The sequence below is a fragment of the Bradyrhizobium sp. Kon37 genome, assembly GCF_055807535.1.
On sequence record NZ_JBVVOY010000019.1, the window covers coordinates 104,354 to 122,648 of the forward strand.

At 63.8% G+C, this 18,295-nt stretch carries 16 protein-coding genes; 9 read left to right on the forward strand and 7 right to left on the reverse strand.

Features of this window, described 5'->3' with window-relative positions; genetic code table 11:
* Position 1: 1 nt before the first annotated feature.
* The 3 genes from AC0L3J_RS28165 to AC0L3J_RS28175 form a co-directional block, all read right to left on the reverse strand.
* Positions 2–895 (reverse strand): branched-chain amino acid ABC transporter permease, encoded by an 894-nt coding sequence (locus tag AC0L3J_RS28165; RefSeq protein WP_007601961.1) that lies wholly within the window; start codon positions 893–895, stop codon positions 2–4.
* Positions 896–1,115: 220 nt separating this feature from the next.
* Positions 1,116–3,047: an AMP-binding protein gene (locus AC0L3J_RS28170; RefSeq protein ID WP_473349131.1), complete on the reverse strand. Its 1,932-nt coding sequence runs from the start codon at positions 3,045–3,047 to the stop codon at positions 1,116–1,118.
* Entirely contained in the window at positions 3,044–3,865 is an 822-nt protein-coding gene (locus AC0L3J_RS28175; RefSeq protein WP_473349133.1) for an ABC transporter ATP-binding protein, read from the reverse strand. Before AC0L3J_RS28175 ends, AC0L3J_RS28170 begins: the two co-directional genes overlap by 4 nt.
* A 331-nt stretch (positions 3,866–4,196) precedes the next feature.
* Between AC0L3J_RS28175 and AC0L3J_RS28180 the strand changes: the two genes are divergently transcribed.
* Positions 4,197–4,871 (forward strand): Crp/Fnr family transcriptional regulator, encoded by a 675-nt coding sequence (locus AC0L3J_RS28180; protein WP_473349134.1) that lies wholly within the window; start codon positions 4,197–4,199, stop codon positions 4,869–4,871.
* Positions 4,872–4,884: 13 nt separating this feature from the next.
* Here AC0L3J_RS28180 and AC0L3J_RS28185 read toward each other — a convergent pair whose 3' ends face one another.
* Positions 4,885–6,147, reverse strand: a complete 1,263-nt coding sequence (locus AC0L3J_RS28185) for an MFS transporter (protein WP_473349136.1) — start codon at positions 6,145–6,147, stop codon at positions 4,885–4,887.
* Between the two features lie 123 nt (positions 6,148–6,270).
* Positions 6,271–7,113: a uroporphyrinogen-III synthase gene (locus AC0L3J_RS28190; RefSeq protein WP_473349138.1), complete on the reverse strand. Its 843-nt coding sequence runs from the start codon at positions 7,111–7,113 to the stop codon at positions 6,271–6,273.
* A 157-nt stretch (positions 7,114–7,270) separates the two neighbouring features.
* Here AC0L3J_RS28190 and purU point away from each other — a divergent pair, with 157 nt between their 5' ends.
* On the forward strand, positions 7,271–8,134 hold the full coding sequence (gene purU, locus AC0L3J_RS28195; protein WP_473349140.1) for a formyltetrahydrofolate deformylase: 864 nt from the start codon (positions 7,271–7,273) through the stop codon (positions 8,132–8,134).
* A gap of 41 nt (positions 8,135–8,175) precedes the next feature.
* Here purU and AC0L3J_RS28200 read toward each other — a convergent pair whose 3' ends face one another.
* Complete coding sequence (locus AC0L3J_RS28200; protein WP_473349142.1) at positions 8,176–8,460, reverse strand: hypothetical protein; 285 nt, start codon at positions 8,458–8,460, stop codon at positions 8,176–8,178.
* A gap of 524 nt (positions 8,461–8,984) precedes the next feature.
* Here AC0L3J_RS28200 and AC0L3J_RS28205 point away from each other — a divergent pair.
* The 6 genes from AC0L3J_RS28205 (at position 8,985) to AC0L3J_RS28230 (ending at position 14,845) form a co-directional block, all read left to right on the forward strand.
* Positions 8,985–10,175, forward strand: a complete 1,191-nt coding sequence (locus AC0L3J_RS28205; RefSeq protein ID WP_456769070.1) for an ABC transporter substrate-binding protein — start codon at positions 8,985–8,987, stop codon at positions 10,173–10,175.
* Positions 10,176–10,339: 164 nt separating this feature from the next.
* Positions 10,340–11,209 carry a branched-chain amino acid ABC transporter permease gene (locus tag AC0L3J_RS28210; protein WP_473349144.1) on the forward strand — a complete coding sequence of 290 codons (870 nt, stop codon included), beginning with the start codon at positions 10,340–10,342 and terminating at the stop codon, positions 11,207–11,209.
* An 8-nt stretch (positions 11,210–11,217) separates the two neighbouring features.
* Positions 11,218–12,246, forward strand: coding sequence for a branched-chain amino acid ABC transporter permease (locus AC0L3J_RS28215; protein WP_473349145.1), 1,029 nt, complete (start codon positions 11,218–11,220; stop codon positions 12,244–12,246).
* Positions 12,243–12,998 (forward strand): ABC transporter ATP-binding protein, encoded by a 756-nt coding sequence (locus tag AC0L3J_RS28220; protein WP_007612502.1) that lies wholly within the window; start codon positions 12,243–12,245, stop codon positions 12,996–12,998. Before AC0L3J_RS28215 ends, AC0L3J_RS28220 begins: the two co-directional genes overlap by 4 nt.
* Positions 12,991–13,707 (forward strand): ABC transporter ATP-binding protein, encoded by a 717-nt coding sequence (locus tag AC0L3J_RS28225; protein ID WP_473349147.1) that lies wholly within the window; start codon positions 12,991–12,993, stop codon positions 13,705–13,707. Before AC0L3J_RS28220 ends, AC0L3J_RS28225 begins: the two co-directional genes overlap by 8 nt.
* A gap of 19 nt (positions 13,708–13,726) precedes the next feature.
* Positions 13,727–14,845, forward strand: coding sequence for a cobalamin-independent methionine synthase II family protein (locus AC0L3J_RS28230; RefSeq protein ID WP_473293906.1), 1,119 nt, complete (start codon positions 13,727–13,729; stop codon positions 14,843–14,845).
* A 171-nt stretch (positions 14,846–15,016) separates the two neighbouring features.
* On the opposite strand, the gene AC0L3J_RS28235 is transcribed toward AC0L3J_RS28230, so the two are convergent.
* Positions 15,017–16,729, reverse strand: a complete 1,713-nt coding sequence (locus AC0L3J_RS28235) for a caspase family protein (RefSeq protein ID WP_473349148.1) — start codon at positions 16,727–16,729, stop codon at positions 15,017–15,019.
* Positions 16,730–16,901: 172 nt separating this feature from the next.
* Here AC0L3J_RS28235 and AC0L3J_RS28240 point away from each other — a divergent pair, with 172 nt between their 5' ends.
* Positions 16,902–18,257 (forward strand): hypothetical protein, encoded by a 1,356-nt coding sequence (locus AC0L3J_RS28240; RefSeq protein WP_456769074.1) that lies wholly within the window; start codon positions 16,902–16,904, stop codon positions 18,255–18,257.
* The last annotated feature ends 38 nt before the right edge of the window (positions 18,258–18,295 follow it).

Below are 18,295 nucleotides of genomic sequence, written 5' to 3' on the forward strand. Positions count from 1 at the left end.
ATTAGATCCGTTCGATGTCGTGGGTGCCGAACAGGCCGTAGGGCTTGATCATCAGCACGATGATGAGGACGTAGAACGGCGCGATCTCGTAGAGATTGCCCCAGTGAAGGTATTCGCTGTCGACATATTGCGCGATGTTCTCGAGCAGCCCGATGATGATGCCGCCGAGCACGGCACCGCCGACGGAATCGAGCCCGCCGAGGATCGCGGCCGGAAACACTTTAATGCCGTAGGCGGCGAGGCCCGAGGATACGCCGTTCACGACCGCGACCACGACGCCTGCCACCGCCGACACCGTTGCGGAGATCGCCCAGGCCATCGCGAACACGCTTTTCACGGAAATGCCGAGCGATTGCGCGACCTGCTGGTTGAACGCGGTGGCGCGCATCGCAAGGCCGTACTTTGACGCGCGGAAGAACCAGGCCATGCCGATCATCATCGCGATCGAGACCACGAGGCTCATGACATAGACGGTTTGGATCTGCAGCCCGAGCAGGCTGACGGACTGGCTCTCGAACACGCGCGGGAACGGCTGCGGATTGACGCCGAACATCCATTTCAACGTGGCCTGCAGCACGGTGGAGAGGCCGATCGTCACCATGATGACCGAGATGATGGGTTCGCCGATCATCGGTCGCAGGATCAGGACCTGCACCGCGATGCCGAACACGAACATGAACACCAGCGTCAGCGGCATGCCGATCCAGAACGGCACCTGGTATTTCGCCAGCAGCGTCCAGCACACCCAGGCGCCGACCAGCAAGAGTTCGCCCTGCGCGAAATTGACGACCTGGCTAGCCTTGTAGATCAGCACAAACGACATCGCGACCACGCCGTAGAGCGTGCCGACCACGAGGCCGTTGACCAGGAGCTGAATGAGGAAGGCGGTGTTCATGAAGTGGTGCTCGCTGACAAATCCGGCGCGCTCCTCCCCTCTCCCCTTGTGGGAGAGGGTGGCTTCGCGAAGCGAAGACGGGTGAGGGGTTGTCTCCGCAGTGAACGCGCGGAGAGAGGACCCCTCACCGAAGTGAGGGTGGAGCGGGCTGCGGAGATGCCCTCTCCCACAAGGGGAGAGGGCGCATGGATCCGCATCGCGCTCTCGGTTCGAAGTAGGCTCACTCGGCGGCCTCCGCCAAATGCCCCGGTCCGCCGAGATCCACCACTCGCAGCGTTGTCCGCACCCTTTGCGTGGTGCCGTCCTGGAAGCGGATCATGGTGTCGACAGGGATGTCGGCCTGGCCGCGGTAGATCGCGTCGATGATGCCTTCGTATTTCTCGTTGATGACGCTGCGGCGCACTTTTCGCGTGCGGGTGAGCTCGCCGTCGTCGGCGTCGAGCTCCTTGTAGAGCAACAGGAAGCGCGAGATGCGCTGCGCTGGCGGCAGCGTGGCGTTGACGGTCTCGACCTCCTTGCGGAGCAGTGCGTAGACCTCGGGCCGCGAGGCCAGGTCGCTGTAGGTCGTGAACGAGAGCCGGGTCTTCTCAGCCCATTTGGAGATGATGGAGTAGCGGATGCAGATCATTGCGGCGAGCGCGTCGCGCCCCGAGCCCAGCACCACGGCTTCCGCGATATAAGGCGAGAACTTCAACTTGTTCTCGATGAATTGCGGCGAGAAGCGCTCGCCGCGCGAGGTCTCGGCGAGGTCCTTGATGCGGTCGATCACCACGAGCTGGCGATTCGCGTTGAAATAGCCGGCGTCGCCGGACAGCATCCAGCCATCCCTGAGATCAGCGACGCTCGCCTCCGGGTTCTTGTAGTAGCCGAGGAACATGTTGGGATGCCGCACCACGATTTCGCCGACGCCGTGAACATCGGCATTGTCGATGCGGATTTCGACGCTGTCGGCCATCGGCACGCCGGTGGTGTCGGGATCGACTTTGCCCGCGGGATGCAGCGTGTAGGCCCCCAGCAGCTCGGTCTGGCCGTAGAGCGTGCGCAGCGGCACGCCCATGGCCTGGAAGAACTTGAAGGTCTCGGGCCCGAGTGCCGCGCCGCCGGTTGCGGCTGAACGCAGGCGGGTGAAGCCGAGGCGGTCGCGCAATGCACGGAACAGGATCGCGTCGGCAAAGCCGGAACGCTCGCCCTGTTCGAGCGCGGCAAGCCCGCTCTTCATGCCGATGTCGAACAGGCGCTGCTTGAACGGCGTTGCGTCCATCACCCTGGCGCGAACGTCGGCGGCGATCGATTCCCAAACGCGCGGCGCAAACAGGACAAACGTCGGTGCGATCTCGCGCAGATCGTTCATCATGGTCTCGGGCTCTTCGACGAAGTTGATCTTCATCCGGCACAAGAGGCCTTTGCCGAGTACATAGACCTGTTCCATGATCCAGGGCAGCGGCAGCACTGACACGTATTCGTCGTCCGGCCCTTTCGGGTCGAAAGCCAGATACGTCGCGCAGTGGCCGAGCACGCGGCCGGCGGCGAGCATCGCGAGCTTTGGATGCGAGGTGGTCCCGGACGTCGTGCAGAGGATCGCGACGTCCTCGCCCTTGGTCGCGTCCACCAGCCGGTCGTAAAGTTCCGGCTCGCGCGTAGCCCGCGCCCGGCCGAGTTCGGCAAACGTCTCCGCCGACATCAAGCGCGGATCGTCGTATTTCCGCATGCCGCGCGGATCGGAATAGATGATGTGCTTCAGCTTTGGGACGCGGTCGGCCAGGGTGAGCAGCTTGTCGACCTGCTCCTCGTCCTCGGCGAAAACGAGCTGCGCCTCACCATAATTGAGGAGATAAGAGGCTTCCTCGTCGAGCACGTCGCGGTAGAGCCCGAGGCTCAAGCCTCCGATCGCGTGGGTCGCGATTTCCGCCGCGACCCAGTCCGGCCGGTTGTCGCCGATGATGCCGACGACATCTTCGCGCCCAAGGCCCAGTTCGATCAGGCCGAGCGCGAAATCGCGCACCCGCGTCTGGTAGGCGTTCCAGGTGAACGGGCGCCACAGCCCGAGATCCTTCTCGCGCAGCGCGATCTCGTTGCCGTACTCCTTCGCATTGAGCCGGAGCATCTTCGGATAGGTGTCGGCCTGCGCGACGCGGCCTGCGTAATCCATCATGCCGCGCTCTCCTGCGCCGGCGGAGCATCGTCAGGGTCGACCAGCACCTCGTCCTCTTCGCCGAGATAGGCGCGCCTGACGTGGGGATCAGCGAGCACGGCGGCCGGATCGCCCTCGGCGATCTTCCGGCCGAAATCCAGCACCATGACGCGGTGGGATATGTCCATCACCACGCCCATGTCGTGCTCGATCATCACCACGGTCATGCCGAACTCCTCGTTGAGATCGACGATGTAGCGGGCCATGTCCTCCTTCTCCTCGAAGTTCATGCCGGCCATCGGCTCGTCGAGCAGAATGAGGCGCGGCTCCAGCGCCATGGCGCGCGCGAGCTCCACGCGCTTGCGCAGGCCATAGGACAGGGTGCCGGCCGGCGCCTTTCGTACCGACTGGAGATCGAGGAAATCGATGATTTCTTCGACCTTGCGGCGGTGCTCGAGCTCTTCCTTGCGCGCGCCGGTGAGCCAGTACAGCGAGCCCGTGAGAAAATTGTTCTTCAGGAGGTGATGGCGGCCGACCATGACGTTGTCGAGCACGCTCATGTGGTGGAACAGCGCCAGGTTCTGGAAGGTGCGGCCGATGCCGAGCGACGCGCGCGCGTTGGGCGTCAGGCCGGTGATGTCGCGGCCCTGGTAGAACAGCTGGCCTTCGGTCGGCCTGTAGCGGCCGGAAATACAGTTCACGATCGAGGTCTTGCCGGCGCCGTTGGGGCCGATGATCGAGAACAGCTCGCCTTCCCTGATGGCGAAGCCGACATCGGTCAGCGCACGAACGCCGCCGAATCGCAAGGACACGCCGCGCACTTCAAGACTGGTAGCCACCAAACAGATCCCTCCCGGTGATGGCGCATTCAGTGGCGCTCTTCGTCCGTTCTGTCGGGCGATCCTAGTACGGCCGTGCCGGTGAGGCCATGCAGCAGATGGTCTCGACCGGAGCCGCGCCACTCTCGTTCCCGTTGGGATCAAAAGCCGCATCGCCCGAGGTGGTCCTCAATAGGGGAAAGCGCTATTTTGAAATGTCTCCCGCCTGACAATTCTGCGACAAAGTTTTCGGATGGGAGCAACCTCCATCTTTGGTCGGATGGTGATCGAAACGGTTATGCTGCGTTGCAGCAGAGCAGGAGTGACGAACGGTGCGGCTGGCTTCGGGATCATGATTTCAGAGGATCAACTGAAGCGCGTCGCTGCCTGGTCGCGCGAGCTCACGCCGGCGGAGATCGAGGTCGCTCGCGCCGGGATCACGGAGCGGTCCTACGGCACCGGCGAGACGGTCTTCATGCGCGGCGACACGTTCGACTATTGGGCCGGCATGGTCTTTGGGCTTGCCCGGATGGGCGGGATCTCGCGCGACGGCAAGGAGACGAGTCTTGCCGGGCTGACGGCGGGGGCCTGGTTCGGCGAGGGCAGCGTGCTCAAGAACGAGCCGCGCCGCTATGATGTCGTCGCGCTGCGCAACAGCCGCGTCGCGCTGATGGAGCGTAGCGCCTTCATGTGGCTGTTCGAGAACAGCGTCGGCTTCAACCGCTTCCTGGTGCGCCAGCTCAACGAGCGGCTCGGTCAGTTCATCGGCATGCTCGAAGTCAACCGCACGCTCGATGCCACCGCGCGGCTTGCCCGTAGCATCGCCTCGCTGTTCAATCCGATCCTCTATCCGGAATCCACCGCGCATCTGGAGATCACCCAGGAGGAGATCGGCGCGCTTTCCGGCATGTCCCGCCAGAATGCCAACCGCGCGCTGAACCGGCTGGAGAAAGAGGGGCTGCTGCGGCTCGAATATGGCGGCGTCACCATTCTCGATATCGAGCGGTTGCGCGGTTACGGAGACTAAAGTTCCTCGTTCGTCATCGCCCATTGGCAGGGGCGTGCACCGGCCAGAGGTCGGCGCGCCAGCGCACGGCGATCGCCATCATTGCGATGAGCCCCGAGACGGCATAGAGCGACCCCGTCGCGGAATAGCCGATGACGTCGATCAGGCTGCCGGCCGCGAGCAGCCCAATCGGCAGGCCGTAGATCACCATCATGCGCACGCCCATGACGCGGCCGCGAAGGTGTGCGCTGGCCGTCCGCATCAGGATCACGGCAGCTGATATCATCGACATGCTCTGGGCGATGCCGGCGAGCACAAGGCAGGCCATCGCCACCGGCATGGTCCTGATCTCGACGAACACCAGCAGCATGGCGTACCAGGCCAGCGTCGCGCCGATCAGGAGCCGGGCAATGCGCAATCCGCTGACGAGGCTGAGCGTGATGGAGCCGATCAGCGAGCCGACGGCGAAGCTCGCCGAGAGATAACCGAGGCCGGTCTGGTCGGTGTGAAAGATGTCCCGCGCGATGTAGGGCAGCAATCCGCCGGTGAAAGGAAAGGCGGTCAGGTTGGCCAGGAAGGCGACGCATAGCGCCGCGCGCATCCCCGCGCCATTCCAGGCGTAGACGATCCCTTCCTTCAGATCGCCCAGCAATCTCGAAACGGCGCGGCTGTCTGCCGGAAGATGAGTTGTGGCAATGGTCCGTTCCGGCCGGGTCAGGCAGAGCATGAGCAGGGCGGCCGCGAGATAGAGGCAGACGATCACCACGTAGACGAGGCCAATGCCGAGGACCGCGAACAGTCCGGCGCCTGTCAACGCGCCGGCGATGCGCGCGCTGTCTTGGGTCGTGCGCGCAACGCTGATGGCGCCCACCAGTTGCTCGGCCGGCATGATCTCGGCAAGCAGCGCGCCGCGAACGCCGAGGTCCGAGGGGCGAATCAGGCCCATGATTGCGACGATGATCATGACACCTGGCGGGGTCAGGTGACCGGTCAGCGCCAGAGTCATGATGGTCGACGCGAGCACCATATAGGCAAGACGCATCGCGACCAGGAGATCGCGATGACCGATGCGGTCGCCGATCATGCCGAACACCGGTGCCACCAATGTCCCGACGAACTGGAGCGATGCGAGCACGGTGAGCAGCAGCACCGAGCCGGTCTCAACCATGATGTACCAGCCGAGCACCAGCGTCTCGATCTCGAACGCCCAGGAGGTGAGCAGATCGGACGGCCACTGGAAACGATAATTGCGGATGCGAAATGGCGCGAGCGCGGAGGGGCGTGCGGGTGTGCTCAAGTCTCGACGACGGGTATCACGGCGATTCCCTTGCCTTGTTGTTTCTTCTTCTGTGCGAGACCGTAGCGCCGGTGACGCTTGTGTCAATCGGGGGCAGCTGCAGGCCGCTCCCGCGCTCTGCTCCTAGCTCGCAGCGGTTCTCGATTTCCGCTCCAGGAGCGCAGTGGCCATCGCCGAGATCAGCGGCCGCATGAAGTAGGCTTCATCGGCAGGCGAGACGTCGGTCCGTAGGCCGTGCGCCGCGAGCTCGCCCGAGACAGCAGGTCCCACTGACGCGATCAGCGTCCGCTCAAGGCCTGCGCGCAGCTTCGCTTCGCTGCCATGTGCCTTCGCGGCCTCAATCAGGCGGCGCACCTGGCCAAGATTGGTCAGCGCGATGGAATCGATCCGCCCTTCGGCCATGTCGTCGATGGCGGTGACGATGTTGGCATCCGCCGCCTTGGAATCGTAAGCATAAGGCAGCACACTATCGACCTCGGCACCTTGCGCGGCAAGCGCACCGGTCAGCGCGCTGTGATCCTTGTCGGGATAGAGCTGAAGGCCGAGGCGGTGCCCCTTCAGATCGAGCTTGCCGAGCATCTCGATCACGCCCTCGGTGGTTGGCTTCTCCGTGGTCTGCTGCGCCTCGAGTCCGATTTCGCGCAGTGCCTTGCCGGGCTTGGGGCCGCGGGTGAATTTTCGTGATCTGGCAAGCGCCGCCACGAGAGCCTGGTCGAGCCCTCGCGCGACGGCGAGCTTCATGATCCGCCGCAGCCCTTCGCCGGTCATCAACACCAGATCGTCGAAGGGCTTGTCGATGGAGCGGCGGATCCAGGCCTCGACCGGGGCGGGGTCCGGTGCATCCTGGATGGTGAACATCGGGCATTGCACGACCTCGGCGCCTTGCTCGGCCAGCAGCTTCGAAAACTGCGCCTCCTCGCGCGTTTCCAGGATCAGGATTCGGGTGCCGTTCAAGCGGTCGGCCATGAGCCTACTCCGGTCAGTCAAAGCAATGGTGCGTTCATCCTGACTCCACGGTCGGGATTGGCGCAAGGTGGGGAGGGTGATAGAGCAGGGCGCAAATCGCGGGTCGTTCCGCAGCCGCTGCCCCAAACCTTCATCAAGGCCCATTGTTTCAAAGACCATGCCCGATCATCAATATGTCCTGACCCTGTCCTGTCCGGATCGTCCCGGCATCGTCTCGGCGGTGTCGACCTTCCTGGCGAATTCCGGACAGAACATCCTCGACGCCCAACAGTTCGACGACACCGAGACCAACAAGTTCTTCATGCGGGTGGTGTTCACCGCCGCCGATCTCGCCGTGGAGCTGTCGGCGCTCCAGACCGGCTTTACCGCGATCGCCGAGCGTTTCGGCATGGAATGGCAGATGCGCGATCGGGCCGCGCATCGCAAGGTGATGCTGCTGGTGTCGAAGTCCGACCACTGCCTGGTCGACATCCTCTATCGCTGGCGCATCGGCGAGCTGCCGATGACTTTGGCCGCAATCGTCTCCAATCATCCGCGCGAGGTCTATGACGGGCTCGATTTCGGCGGGGTTCCGTTCCACTACCTCCCTGTTACGAAAGAGACCAAGCGCGAGCAGGAGGCGCAGATCCTCGATCTCGTCGCCAAGACCGGGACGGATCTCGTCGTGCTCGCCCGCTATATGCAGATATTGTCCGACGATCTCTCGGCAAATCTGTCGGGACGCTGCATCAACATCCACCACTCGTTCCTGCCGGGTTTCAAGGGCGCAAAACCCTATCACCAGGCTCATGAGCGTGGCGTCAAGCTGATCGGCGCCACCGCGCATTACGTCACGCGCGACCTCGACGAGGGCCCGATCATCGACCAGGACGTCGAGCGCATCAGCCATCGCGACACGCCTGAGGATCTCGTCCGCAAGGGCCGCGACATCGAGCGCCGCGTGCTGGCGCGCGCGATCCGCTACCATCTCAACGACCGCGTCATCCTCAACGGCCGCAAGACCGTGGTGTTCGTGGATTGATTTGTCCCCACCTCTCGCCGCAAGCGGCGAGGGGGCGCGACTTAATGCACCGCAGCGCCGGACGCTGAGCCCGTTGCGCCCTTTTGCGCCTGCTCTTCCTTTTCGCGATCCGCTGCAGGCATCAGCCGCTTGCGCTCGCGCTCCTTCATGAAGGCATCGTATTGCGGCGTGCCCGCCCGCGGCGGGGCGTCCGCCGGCAAGCCGCCGGCCCATTGCGGGACGTAGTCGCCCATGCCGGACGAGAGCTTTTCGTTGACGGTGCCGCAGCCGGACAGGCCCGCGGAGAGCGCGAGGAGGATCAGGAGGGAACAACAGGATCTGGGCATTGTACGGGGGCGCGAGGTCAGTCGTTTTGGACGCCAAGTCAGGCTGTCGTCGGGAGAGTAGCCTTCAACAGGTAAAATAGACTTATTCGAGGTAGGTAATTTGATACCGGATTGTGCCGACTCTGGCCTTGCCGATGTTCAAATTCTGCAAACAAAAGACGAAATCCTCCATCCCCTCGGCTGACAGCGTTTCTAGACTGCGGCAAGGGCCTAGCGACAAAAGTGGTTTGATCGGAGATAGGGTTTTTTCGTTGACAGGTCCATTTTGTTTGTACAATCGTACAAAAGATCGCGGCCGCAATCGTGATGCCGGGGTTACCCGGACGTGACCGATATCGCTTCTGCCGTCGGCAATCGGAAGGCTCGGCTTGCGCCGAATGGTCGCCAAACGTCCGATTGACAATAAGGGCGCGAAAGACGCCATGTGGCGCGCGACATCACGCGTGCGTGAGCTCGACTTAAGACAAGGACCGGGCACTCGGTCCGGCGCACAAGAGATCAGGAATGAAGGGGAGGGACATCTGATGTTCGAACGCAAACAACTGTCTCGTACGACTGTTTGGGCCGCAGCAGCTACCGCCATCGCGGGCCTGGTGGCCATCGCTCCGGCCAAGGCCGAGGACAGCGTCAAGGTCGGCCTGATCCTGCCGATGACCGGCGGCCAGGCCTCGACCGGCAAGCAGATCGAGAACGCGATCAAGCTCTACATGCAGCAGAAGGGCGACACCGTCGCCGGCAAGAAAATCGAGATCATCCTCAAGGACGATGCTGCGATTCCCGACAAGACCAAGACTGCCGCGCAGGAGCTGATCGTCAACGACAAGGTCCATTTCATCGCCGGTTTCGGCGTGACCCCGGCCGCGCTCGCGGCGGCGCCGCTGGCCACGCAAGCCAAGATCCCGGAGGTCGTGATGGCAGCCGGCACCTCCATCATCACCGAGCGCTCGCCCTATATCGTGCGCACCAGCTTCACGCTGGCGCAGTCCTCCACCATCATCGCCGACTGGGCGGTGAAAAACGGCATCAAGAAGGTGGCGACGCTGACCTCGGACTACGCACCGGGCAATGACGCGCTCAACTTCTTCAAGCAGAACTTCACCGCCGGTGGCGGCGAGGTGGTCGAGGAGGTGAAGACGCCGCTTGCCAATCCGGATTTCGCACCGTTCCTCCAGCGTATGAAGGATGCCAAGCCCGACGCGATCTTCGTGTTCGTGCCGGCCGGTCAGGGCGGCAACTTCATGAAGCAGTATGCCGAACGCGGGCTCGACAAGGCGGGCATCAAGGTGATCGGACCGGGTGACGTGACCGACGACGACCTCCTCAACAACATGGGCGACGCCGTGCTGGGCACGGTCACCGCGCACCTCTATTCCGCGGCGCATCCCTCGCAGATGAACAAGGATTTCGTCGCGGCCTACAAGAAGGCGTACGGAAACCGGCCGGGCTTCATGGCGGTGAGCGGCTATGACGGCATTCACCTGATCTACGAAGCGCTGAAGAAGACCAATGGCGACACCGACGGCACCAAGCTGGTCGAAGCCATGAAGGGCCAGAAGTGGGAGAGCCCGCGCGGCCCGATCTCGATCGACCCCGAGACCCGCGACATCGTGCAGAATATCTACATCCGCAAGGTCGAGAAGGTTGACGGCGAGCTCTACAACGTCGAGTTCGCGACCTTCGAGGCCGTCAAGGATCTCGGCAAGACCAAGAAGTGACGCGCGAAAGCGCGTCATCCCCGCGCGCATTAGCGCGCATCGGGGATCTCGCCCACCACTCTCGTCATGCCCGGGCTTGACCCGGGCATCCACGCGAGAACCGAACCAAGAACGTGGATGGCCGGGACAAGCCCGGCCATGACGCCCAACTCCAAGCTGAGACGATGACCTCAATCCTCACCAACCTGTTCGATGGCGTTGCCTACGGCATGCTGCTGTTCGTGCTGGCTTGCGGGCTCGCGGTCACGCTCGGCTTGATGAACTTCGTCAACCTCGCCCATGGCGCCTTCGCCATGGCTGGCGGCTATGTCTGCATGGTGCTGGTCAACCGGATGGGCTGGCCATTCTTCGCTGCATTGCCGCTTGCCTTCGTCTCCTCTGCTGCGATCGGCATTGTGCTCGAGCGCACGCTATATCGACACCTCTATGCGCGCAGCCATCTCGACCAGGTGCTGTTCACGATCGGCCTCACGTTCATGTCGGTCGCGGCCGTCGACTACATCCAGGGCTCCTCGCGGGTCTTCATCAACTTGCCGACCGCGCTCCAGGGCCAGTTCGACCTGTTTGGCGTCGGCATCGGCCGCTACCGGCTGATGATCATCGTGATCTGCGGGCTGCTCACCATTGCGCTTCAGATGGTGCTGGCGAAGACGCGGTTCGGCAGCCGCCTGCGGGCCGCGGTCGACGATCCCCGCGCCGCGAGCGGCCTCGGCATCAACGTGCCGCAGGTGTTCGCCTTCACATTTGCCTTTGGCTGCGGCCTGGCCGGTCTCGGCGGCGCGCTGAGCGCCGAGATCCTCGGCCTCGACCCGTACTTTCCGCTGAAGTTCATGATCTACTTCCTGATCGTGGTCACCGTCGGCGGCTCGTCCTCGATCACCGGCCCGTTTCTGGCCTCCCTGCTGCTCGGCATCGGCGACGTCGCCGGCAAATATTACGTCCCGAAGATGGGACCTTTCGTGATCTACACCATGATGATCGTGATCCTGATCTGGCGCCCGAACGGTCTGTTCGGCCGCACGGCCGCGCGTTGAGTTCGCCGATGAGCGCCTCCTCCGACGTCGGCTATCACGCCCAGCGCCAGGCCCGCTGGCACTATGGCGAGGCCGCTTTCTGGCTGATCGTGCTGGCCTGCGGCTTCGTATTTCCCACGCGCTACCTGATCATGACCGACATCCTGCGGCTGGCGCTGTTTGCGATGTCTCTGGATCTCGTCCTCGGCTACGCCGGCATCGTCTCGCTCGGCCATGCCGCCTTCTTTGGCGCCGGTGCTTACGCGGCGGGGCTTCTTGCGCTGCACGGGATCATCAACGAGCCCGTGCTTGCGCTTGTCGTCGCAGGCCTTGTCGCGATGGTGCTCGGCTTCGCCACCAGCTTCCTGGTGATCCGCGGCGTCGACCTGACGCGGCTGATGGTGACACTCGGCATCGCGTTGTTGCTCGAGGCGCTGGCTGAACGCTTCTCCAACATCACCGGCGGCACCGACGGCCTGCAGGGTATCGAGATGCAGCCGATCTTCGGTGAGATCCCGTTCGACATGTTCGGCAAGACCGGCTTTTTCTATTCGCTCGCCGTTCTGTTTCTGTTGTTCCTGTTCGCCCGCCGCGTCGTGCATTCGCCGTTCGGGCTGTCGTTGCGCGCGATCAAGAACAATCCGCTGCGCGCGGCCGCGATCGGCATTCCCGTCAACCGCCGCCTGATTGCGATCTACACGCTCGCGGCGTTCTATGCCGGCATCGCAGGCGCACTGTTCACCCAGACCACCGCGATCGCCTCGCTCGACGTGTTCGCCTTCGAGCGCTCGGCGGACCTGATGCTGGTGCTCGTGATCGGCGGCACCGGCTATCTCTATGGCGGGCTGATCGGCGCGGTGCTCTTCCGCATGCTGCAGGAATTGTTCTCCACCATCACCCCGCAATACTGGCAGTTCTGGATCGGCCTCGTGCTGGTCGTGATCGTCCTGGTCGGTCGGCAGCGCCTGCATCGCTGGATGCTGTATGTGCCCAATCTGGTCATCAAGCAGATAGCCGGGCGCAAGGCCGTCGTCGCCGTGCCGGAGAGCGATGCATGACCATCGCGCTCGAAACCCAGAATCTCGAAAAGCAGTTCGGTGGTCTGCGCGTCACCCGCGACTTGTCGCTAAAAATCGAACAAGGCGCCCGCCACGCGCTGATCGGCCCGAACGGCGCCGGCAAGACCACGGTCATCAACCAGCTCACCGGCGTGCTCAAGCCGAACTCGGGCCGCATCCTGCTCGAAGGCCAGGACATCACCGATCTGCCCGTGCACAAGCGCGTGTTGCGCGGCTTGTCGCGTACCTTCCAGATCAACCAGCTCTATCCCGACCTGACCCCGCTCGAGACCATCGGTCTCGCTGTCTCCGAGCGCCTCGGCCATGGCGGTGACTGGTGGCGGCGGATGGGTACGCGCAGCGACGTCAATGGCGAGATCGCCGACCTCCTGACGCGCTTCCACCTGCTCGATGTCATGAACGAACAGACGGTGACGCTGCCTTACGGCAAGCAGCGCCTGCTCGAGATCGCGGTCGCGATCGCCGCCAAGCCGCGCGTGCTGCTGCTGGACGAGCCCGCCGCCGGCGTGCCCGAGAGCGAGCGCCATGACATTCTCGCCGTCGTAGGCAGCTTGCCGCGCGACGTCACGGTGCTGCTGATCGAGCACGACATGGACCTCGTGTTCTCCTTCGCCGACCGCATCTCTGTCCTGGTCTCCGGCGCGCTGCTCACCGAAGGCCCGCCCGAGCAGGTCGCGCGCGACCCGCAGGTCAAGGCGGTCTATCTCGGCGAGGAGGCGGTCAATGTCTGACCTGCTCGCGATCGACTCGCTTCGCGCTGGCTACGGCGAGGCCGTGGTGCTGCCGAACATGTCCCTGCGCCTCGCCGAAGGCCAGGTGCTGGCGCTGTTGGGGCGCAACGGCACCGGCAAAACCACGTTGATCAATTCGATCGTCGGCGTCACCCGTCGCTTCTCCGGCACTGTCGGGCTGGCCGGTACCGACGTCACGACCTTGCGGCCGGACCAGCGGGCGCGCGCCGGGATCGGCTGGGTGCCGCAGGAGCGCAACATCTTCCGCTCGCTCACGGTGGAGGAGAACATGTCCGCAGTGGCCCAGCCTGGCCCCTGGACCATCGAGAGGGTTTACGAGATGTTCCCGCGGCTGAAGGAGCGGCGGAGCAATTTTGGCAACCAGCTCTCCGGCGGCGAGCAGCAGATGCTGGCGATCGGCCGCGCACTGACCCTCAATCCGAAAGTGCTTCTCCTGGACGAACCGACCGAGGGCCTCGCCCCCATCATCGTCGAGGAGCTCTTGAAAGCGATCGGGACCATCACCCGGGCGGGCGGCATCTGCTCGATCATCGTCGAGCAGAATGCCCAAAAGATTCTGGGGCTGGCAGACCGTGTTGTGATATTGGAGCGCGGAACGATCGTCCACGACGCCCCGAGCGCCGCGCTGAAGGCCGACCCGTCGGTCCTCGAGCGCCACCTCGGCGTCGCAGGGGCGGCGGCCCACTAAAAATAACTGGGAGTAAGAAATGCAGCGAACCAAAGCCCCCTTCCGCGCCGACGAGGTCGGCAGCCTCCTGCGCCCCGCCAAGATCAAGGAAGCCCGCGCCAGGCTGGAGAAGGGCGAGATCTCGGCCGACGATCTGCGCAAGATCGAGGACATGGAGATCGAGAAGGTCGTGCATAAGCAGGCCTCGCTCGGCCTGAAGCTCGCAACCGACGGCGAATTCCGCCGCTCCTGGTGGCATTTCGATTTCCTGGCCAAGCTCACCGGCTGCGAAATGTTCCATCCCGACACCGGCATCCAGTTCGCGGGCGTCGAGACCCGGCACGACGCAGTGCGCGTGATCGGCAAGCTCGATTTCCCCGATGACCACCCGATGCTGGATCACTTCCGCTTCCTGAAGAAGGTCGCCGACCAGGCCCACGTCACCGCGAAGATGACGATCCCGTCGCCGGCGGTGTTGCACTTCCGTGGCGGCCGCAAGGCGATCTCCAAGGACGTCTATCCCGATCTCGACGCCTTCTACCAAGACCTCGGCAAGACCTACCGCAAGGCCGTGAAGGCGTTCTACGACGCCGGCTGCCGCTATCTCCAGTTCGACGATACCGTGTGGGCCTATCTCTGCTCGCCGGACGAATTGCAGAAGGCGCGCGAGCGCGGCGACAATCCGGAAGGCCTTCAGCAGATCTATGCGCGCGTCATCAACTACGCGCTGGCCGAGAAGCCCGCCGACATGGTGGTGACGACGCATGTCTGCCGCGGCAATTTCCGTTCGACCTGGATTTCCTCAGGCGGCTACGAGCCGGTTGCCGAGACCATGCTCGCCGGCACCAATTACGACGGCTATTTCCTCGAATACGACAGCGACCGCGCCGGTGGCTTCGAGCCGCTGCGCTTCCTGCCCAAGGGCAACAAGGTCGTCGTGGTCGGCGTCATCACCTCGAAGTTCGGTGAACTCGAGAACAAGGACGCCATCAAGCGCCGTCTCGAGGAAGCCGCCAAGTTCGCCCCGCTGGAGCAACTCGCACTCTCCCCGCAATGCGGTTTTGCGTCGACGGAGGAGGGCAACGTCCTCTCCGAAGAGGAGCAGTGGGCCAAGCTCAGCCTCGCCGTGGAGATCGCGAAGGAAGTGTGGGGTCAATAAGGCTCCACTCGCTCATTGTCATTCCCCGCGCAGGCGGGGAATCCAGTACGCCGCAGCGTTTCCGCATCTCTCGCTATCTCGGGCTACTGGATCGCCCGGTCAAGCCGGGCGATGACACCGAACGAGTGGCGGGTGGCATCGCGCTCCTGATAAGCGGGATACAAACGCCCCTCACTTCTCCGCCAGATAAACCTCTCCCAGCAGCGACGAGTTCGACCACGGCACCTGCTTGTTCTTCGTGGTCGACACCACCTCGGCCCGCACCCGCGTCAGCATCTGCTGCACTTCCAGGCCGGGCGTGCCGAGATGGCGGGAGAGCGCGGCGGAGAACGGCGAGTTGGCGCCTTCGCCGTCGAGCGCGACCTGGCCCGGCGCAGTGGCGAAAGCGATCAGTGTGCCGGCGCCGAGCGTCGCACCGGCTCCGAGACTCGTTGGCGCCGCGAGACCCGAGGCAGCTTCGATGGCGCGGCTGGTGCCGGCCGATGCGACCTGCTGTGCCATCGGATTATTGCGGCAGGCATCGAAGATCAAAATGTTGGTGCGGACCTGGTCGTCGAGGCCGGCCATGATCGTGTCCATGTCGATCATCGCGTCCGTCATCCTCGCGCCCGGCTTGAGCTCGACGTCGACGGGAATGAGATAGTTGCGGCCGTCGACCTGCACGCCGTGGCCGGCATAGTAGACTACCACGACCTGCGCCCGCGCCGCCTCCCGCAAGAAGTCACGCGTCATCTTCTGCATCGCCGCGCGGTCGAGATCGACGCCTTCTGACACAGTGAAGCCGATATCGCGCAGGCTCTTCGCGACGGCGCGCGCGTCATTGGGGGGATTGGGCAGCGCCTTGACATGCGCATAGGCGCCGTTGCCGATGATCAGCGCCATGCGCGTGCCGCGCGCGGCCGGAGCAGGCGAGGGGGCGCCACCGGTCTGCTGGGGAGCCGATGCGTGTGCCGGCTCGGTCGTCGATGACGGCGCATCGCGCGGGATCGGCACGCTAGCGTCGGTGATCAGCGACAGCCGCACCTTTGCGGTGGCTTGATTGGCCTTGCTGCCGGCATCGGAAGCTGCGATCGCCAGCGTGGCCTTGTAGTCGTCGCTCGCGTGCGCGTAGTCGCCCTTCGCCTCATAGGCCAGCGCGCGATGGGTGTAGCCCGAGACCAGAACGCTGTTCGGCGGCGTCATGATGTTGACCGGCGGCTTCTCCCTTGCGAGCCGGATCGCTTCGCTGCCGTCGGCAATCGCGCGATCGTAATCGCCTCTGACACGCCAGATCGCGGTCCGGTTGATCAGCGGCTGCGGCAGCGTCGGGTCGAGTCGGATCGCCTGGTTGATGTCGGCGAGCGCGCCGTCGAGGTCGCCGAGCGCCTCCTTCGCGATGCCGCGGTTCTGGTACGAGAATGCCGATCTAGGATCGGCTTTGATCGACATATCGTAATCGGCAATGGCCTTGGCGTAGTCGCCCTTGCCGCGCCAGGCATTGCCGCGATTGTGGAAGATGATACCGCTCGGCGGGCCTAGCTTCAGCGCGTCGTCGAAATCGGCAATCGCGATTTCGTACTCGCCTCTGTCGTAGTAGGCCGATCCCCTGAGATTATAGACTGCCTGGTTCGGCTGGAGTCTGATCGCTTCCGTGGCGTCGGTGATGACCTTGGCGTAATCGCCCTTCTTGTTCCAGCCCACCGCGCGCCAGAAGTAGACCGTTGCGAGCTGCTCGCCTTTGAACACCTTCAGCGCGATGATCTTGCTGCAGGCGTCGATCATCTGGTCCGCCGGCGTGGTGTCGGTGGTGCAGAGCGGCCCAAGCTGGTTGCGCGCCTGCGCAAAAGCGGGCGCCGACCATAGCGTTGCGGCGAGCAGGCAGAGCGCGACGAGCAGGCGACGCATGGCGGTGGTCCCGTAGAGGAGAGGCGTCTGTTTGTTGCCCGGCAGGGGAAGGTGGTTCACGGCCTCGCTGTTGTGCACACGGCAACGGGGGCGGCTCTATCCCCTATTCCCTCAGTGGGCAGATTTTGCTACGAGGCGTTACCCAATCCTTCTGCCCACTGCGTCCCACTTCATGAAGAATGACGAAATCCTGAGCCAAATCACCGAGTTCTGCCGCAAGGCGGACATGGCGGAATCGACGTTTGGCCGGCGCGCGGTGAACGATGGGAAGCTCGTGCACCGCCTGCGCGAGGGCAAGCGCATCACGATCGACACGCTGGACCGAATCCAGGCCTACATGGCCGCATCGATGGCCGGCGGCGTGCCTCCCCCGCGGGGACTTCAGGTGCCCCCGGAAAAGCGCGATCCGCGCGGCAATTTCCGCTTTTTCGAGAACCGGCAGAAATACCTGCTGTTCGTCCACACTTGCAGTGAGAAGCGGGTGGTCGCCGAGCGGGTGGCGCTGGAGCTTGCCAGCATTCATCCGCGGCCGCCGGCGCTGCGCGTGTTCGATGCCGGCGTTGGCGACGGCACGGTGCTGGCGCGCGTGCTGCGCGCGATGCATCAGCGCTTTCCGCACATGCCGTTCTATGTCGCCGGCAAGGAGCTCAGTCTCGAGGACCTCCGCCTGACGCTGGACAAGGTGCCGGATCGCATTTTCGAGCATCCGGCCTCGGTGTTCGTTTTTACCAACATGCTTTACGCGGAGGCGCCCTGGCTCACGCCGGCATCGCCCGCGGCGGCCGCCGCGACAGTCTGGCACGAGGTTCCCCTGCGGGGGGCTTCCTCGGGCGAGTTCGAGACGCAAATCGCGGAGCTGAAGCCGTTTTTGGAGCAGAACTGGCGGGCAGCGGTCAGCCCGCGCACGGGGATGCCGCTCTATGAGCGGCCTGTCGTGCTGGTGCTCTACCGTGAAGATCAGCGGTTTTTGCTCGATTCGACCATTCCGCGGCCGGGCCAGGCCGAGGCCAATTTCGATCTCGTTATTGCATCCCAGCCATACCGGGCGCTGTCCTCGGTCAATTTCCGGGCAAAACGGATCATTGCGCCCCTGGCGCGGGCCTTGCGGGCAGGCGGCCGCCTGATCGGAATTCACTCCCACGGGCAGGATCCGGGCATGGAGATGATCCAGGCGATCTGGCCCGGAGAAAACCCTTTCTCTGTGAGCCGTCATGAGCTATTGCGCGCGGTGAAGTACGAGCTCGGCTCGGTGGGCCGCGACTTAAATTTTAATGCTTATGCGGATAACCGCTCGATCTTCAGGTATGATATGGAAGCTCTGCCCAACGAGGTGACAGGCTCTATCGGCACCTCGACGGCCTTTGCAGCGTGGAATGCGGCGGTGTACGTCGCTCAGATTGAGGACGACCGGTTGACGGAAATGACTCAAAACGGCCGCACTCTGGATGCCGCCAGGGACGTGCTGCGAAAGTACAATGGGCTCTGGTTTCTCGACGAATCCTACGTCATCTCGCGCCGGCGTGATTGACATCATTCAAAGCTAAATATCGCAACGCCCGCCAGCTA